Origin of the sequence: Streptomyces recifensis (genome assembly GCF_002154615.1) — a bacterium.
GTDB lineage: Bacteria > Actinomycetota > Actinomycetes > Streptomycetales > Streptomycetaceae > Streptomyces > Streptomyces griseoluteus.
In genome coordinates, this window is sequence record NZ_MUNH01000538.1 from 1 (window position 1) to 3,142 (window position 3,142).

Below are 3,142 nucleotides of genomic sequence, written 5' to 3' on the forward strand. Positions count from 1 at the left end.
GCGCCGGGGCGGGTGGGCAGGCCGATGTTGGTACGGGTGCCGGTGACGACGTAGCCCTTCACGCCCCCGGCGAGGGCGTTGCGGACGGCGCCGATGTCGTCGGCTGCGGACAGGGCGAGGCCGTTGGGCCAGCCCGCGGCACGGGTCTCGGACAGCAGGGTGAGGCCGGAACCGTCGGGCAGGTGGACGTCTGCGACACAGATGTCGCGCGGGTTGCCGATGCGGGGACGAGCCTCCGCGACGGACGAGGCCTCGATCACGTCGCGCACACCGAGGGCCCACAGATGGCGGGTGACGGTGGAACGGACGCGGGGGTCGGCCACGACCACCATGGCGGTCGGCTTGTTCGGGCGGTAGGCGACCAGGCTTGCGGGCTGCTCGAGGAGAACGGACACCAGGCCTCCTGGGTGGGGGGACGGGGCCGGCTTGTGGGGAAGAAGCCGGGAGGAACCGTGCTTTCAAGGTCACAGTCGTCTTCGGCAGCAAACCCGTCCGCCTTTAGAGAATGATCACGATCTAGTGAGTCACAATCTGTGCAATTCGGACACGCGATCGATCATCCGAAGATCGAATCGGCTCCGGGGTGAGGCGATTCGAGTACGGAAAGTGGCCGTATCGACAAAGTGATGGTTCGGGAAGTGATCACAAAGCAGCGCCCCGCCGATCCCGGCGGGGCGCTGAGAAGATGATCAGCCCGGGGGGCTAGCGGGACTGCGGACCCCGGCGCTGCGGCAGGGTCACCACCGAGCCGTCGCCCGGCGCGGCCGGGGGCAGCCCGGCGACCTGGGCCAGCAGATCGCACCAGGAGGCGAGGTGCGCGGCGGTGTCCGGCACGCCGCCCAGTCCTTCGAGCGGCGTCCAGGAGGCCCGGATCTCGATCTGCGAGGCGGGCGGCCGCTCCGACAGCCCGCCGAAGTAGTGGGAACTCGCGCGGGTGACCGTGCCGCTCGGCTCGCCGTAGGTGAGTCCGCGCGACTGGAGAGCGCCGGTCAGCCAGGACCAGCACACCTCCGGCAGCAGCGGGTCGGCCGCCATCTCGGGCTCCAGCTCCGCCCGTACCAGGGTCACCAGGCGGAAGGTGCCGTGCCAGGCTTCGTGGCCGGCCGGGTCGTGCAGCAGGACCAGCCGGCCGTCGGCCAGCTCCTGCTCACCGTCGAGCACGACGGCCTCCAGCGCGTGCGCGTACGGCGCCAGCCGCTGCGGGGCGGGCGTCGGCTCCACCTCCACCTGCGGCCGCAGCCGCGCGTTCCGCAGCGCCTCCACCGCGCTGCTGAAGGCTGAGGGGACCTCTGGCACCCCGGCTCCCCCTTTCTCCTCCGCCTGCGTGTCTGTCACGTCGTCCATTCCGCCGGTGCCGTCCGACGATCGTCCCTGAGCCGCGGCCATGCGGGGAAGAGTAAGGGGAAGCGGGCCTTCGTGCAGGGCATGACACCCTCCGAGGGCGGCGGCACTTCCGCCGCGCGGACCGTGCGAGACTTGCCGACGTGAGTGCCAACGCGATCCCCACGGGCCAGCAGCCCACAGCGACGTACGACAGCGCCTTCCTCAAGGCGTGCAGGCGTGAGCCCGTGCCGCACACCCCGGTGTGGTTCATGCGCCAGGCCGGCCGGTCCCTGCCGGAGTACCGCAAGGTGCGCGAGGGCATCCCGATGCTGGAGTCCTGCACGCGGCCCGAGCTGGTCACCGAGATCACGCTCCAGCCGGTGCGCAGGCACGACGTGGACGCGGCGGTCTTCTACAGCGACATCGTCGTCCCGCTCAAGGCCATCGGCGTCGACCTCGACATCAAGCCCGGCGTCGGCCCGGTCGTCGCCGAGCCGGTGCGCACCCGCGCCGACCTCGACCGGCTGCGCGACCTCACCCCGGAGGACGTGTCCTACGTCACCGAGGCGGTCGGCATGCTCACCCGTGAGCTGGGGTCCACCCCGCTGATCGGCTTCGCGGGCGCTCCCTTCACCCTCGCCAGCTACCTGGTCGAGGGCGGCCCCTCGCGCACGTACGAGAACGCCAAGGCGATGATGTACGGCGACCCCGAGCTGTGGGCCGACCTGCTGGACCGCCTCGCGGACATCACGGCCGCGTTCCTGAAGGTGCAGATCGCAGCCGGTGCCTCGGCGGTGCAGGTCTTCGACTCCTGGGCGGGCGCGCTGGCCCCCGCCGACTACCGCGCCTCGGTGATGCCCGCCTCCGCGAAGGTCTTCGACGCCGTCGCCGGGTACGGCGTCCCGCGCATCCACTTCGGTGTCGGCACCGGCGAGCTGCTGAAGCTCATGGGTGAGGCGGGCGCGGACGTCGTCGGCGTCGACTGGCGGGTCCCGCTGGACGAGGCCGCGCGCCGCGTCGGTCCCGGAAAGGCGCTGCAGGGCAACCTCGACCCGACGGTGCTGTTCACCGACCGCAGGACGGTCGAGGCCAAGGCGCAGGAGGTGCTGGACGCGGCCGCCGGACTGGAGGGCCACGTCTTCAACCTCGGCCACGGCGTCATGCCCAACATCGAGCCGGACGCGCTGACCCACCTGGTCGACTACGTCCACCGGGCGAGCGCCCGCTGACTTCTTCCGCTCACCACGCCTGACGGTGCCGCGCCCGCCTGCCGAACAGCAGGCGGCCCGGCTCCGGCGGGGGCGGCGTGCCGGCCTTCAGCGGCCAGGCGAGCAGCATCCCGGCCACGAAGCCCACCACGTGCGCCGCATACGCCACCGTGCCGGTGCCGGCCTCGACGCCGCGGCCCGAGGAGTACACGGCCTGGAGGCCGAACCAGAAGCCCAGCACGATCCAGGCGGGCAGCCGGAGCGGCAGGAAGACCAGGAACGGGACCAGCACCCACACCCTGGCCTTCGGATACAGCACCAGGTACGCGCCGAGCACCCCCGCGATCGCGCCGGACGCGCCGATCAGCGGGTCCCCGGACTCGGCGTTGAGCAGGGCGAAGCCGTAGCTCGCCGCGTATCCGCAGACGAGGTAGAACAGCGCGAAGCGGACGTGGCCCATGCGGTCCTCGACGTTGTTGCCGAAGATCAGCAGGAACAGCATGTTGCCCAGCAGGTGCAGCCAGCCGCCGTGCAGGAACATCGCCGTCACCACCGACAGCGCCGGCGACTTGTCGTACCCCGGCGCCCCCATCACACACCCCGGCCCGGCC

The 3,142-nt window shown here is 71.6% G+C and carries 4 protein-coding genes; 1 reads left to right on the top strand and 3 read right to left on the bottom strand.

What is annotated here, in order from left to right; genetic code table 11:
- Both CCN33_RS25180 and CCN33_RS25185 read right to left on the bottom strand, forming a co-directional pair.
- Positions 1–395 (bottom strand): response regulator (locus tag CCN33_RS25180; protein ID WP_140394669.1); only part of this gene is annotated, 395 nt, incomplete at its 3' end.
- A 307-nt stretch (positions 396–702) separates the two neighbouring features.
- Positions 703–1,386, bottom strand: coding sequence for a DUF3000 domain-containing protein (locus tag CCN33_RS25185; protein ID WP_086695761.1), 684 nt, complete (start codon positions 1,384–1,386; stop codon positions 703–705).
- A 98-nt stretch (positions 1,387–1,484) separates the two neighbouring features.
- Between CCN33_RS25185 and hemE the strand changes: the two genes are divergently transcribed.
- Positions 1,485–2,552: a uroporphyrinogen decarboxylase gene (gene hemE, locus CCN33_RS25190; RefSeq protein ID WP_086695762.1), complete on the top strand. Its 1,068-nt coding sequence runs from the start codon at positions 1,485–1,487 to the stop codon at positions 2,550–2,552.
- Between the two features lie 10 nt (positions 2,553–2,562).
- Here hemE and CCN33_RS25195 read toward each other — a convergent pair.
- Positions 2,563–3,142, bottom strand: a 580-nt coding sequence (locus tag CCN33_RS25195; RefSeq protein WP_086695763.1) for a rhomboid family intramembrane serine protease, incomplete at its 5' end; no start/stop codon positions are given.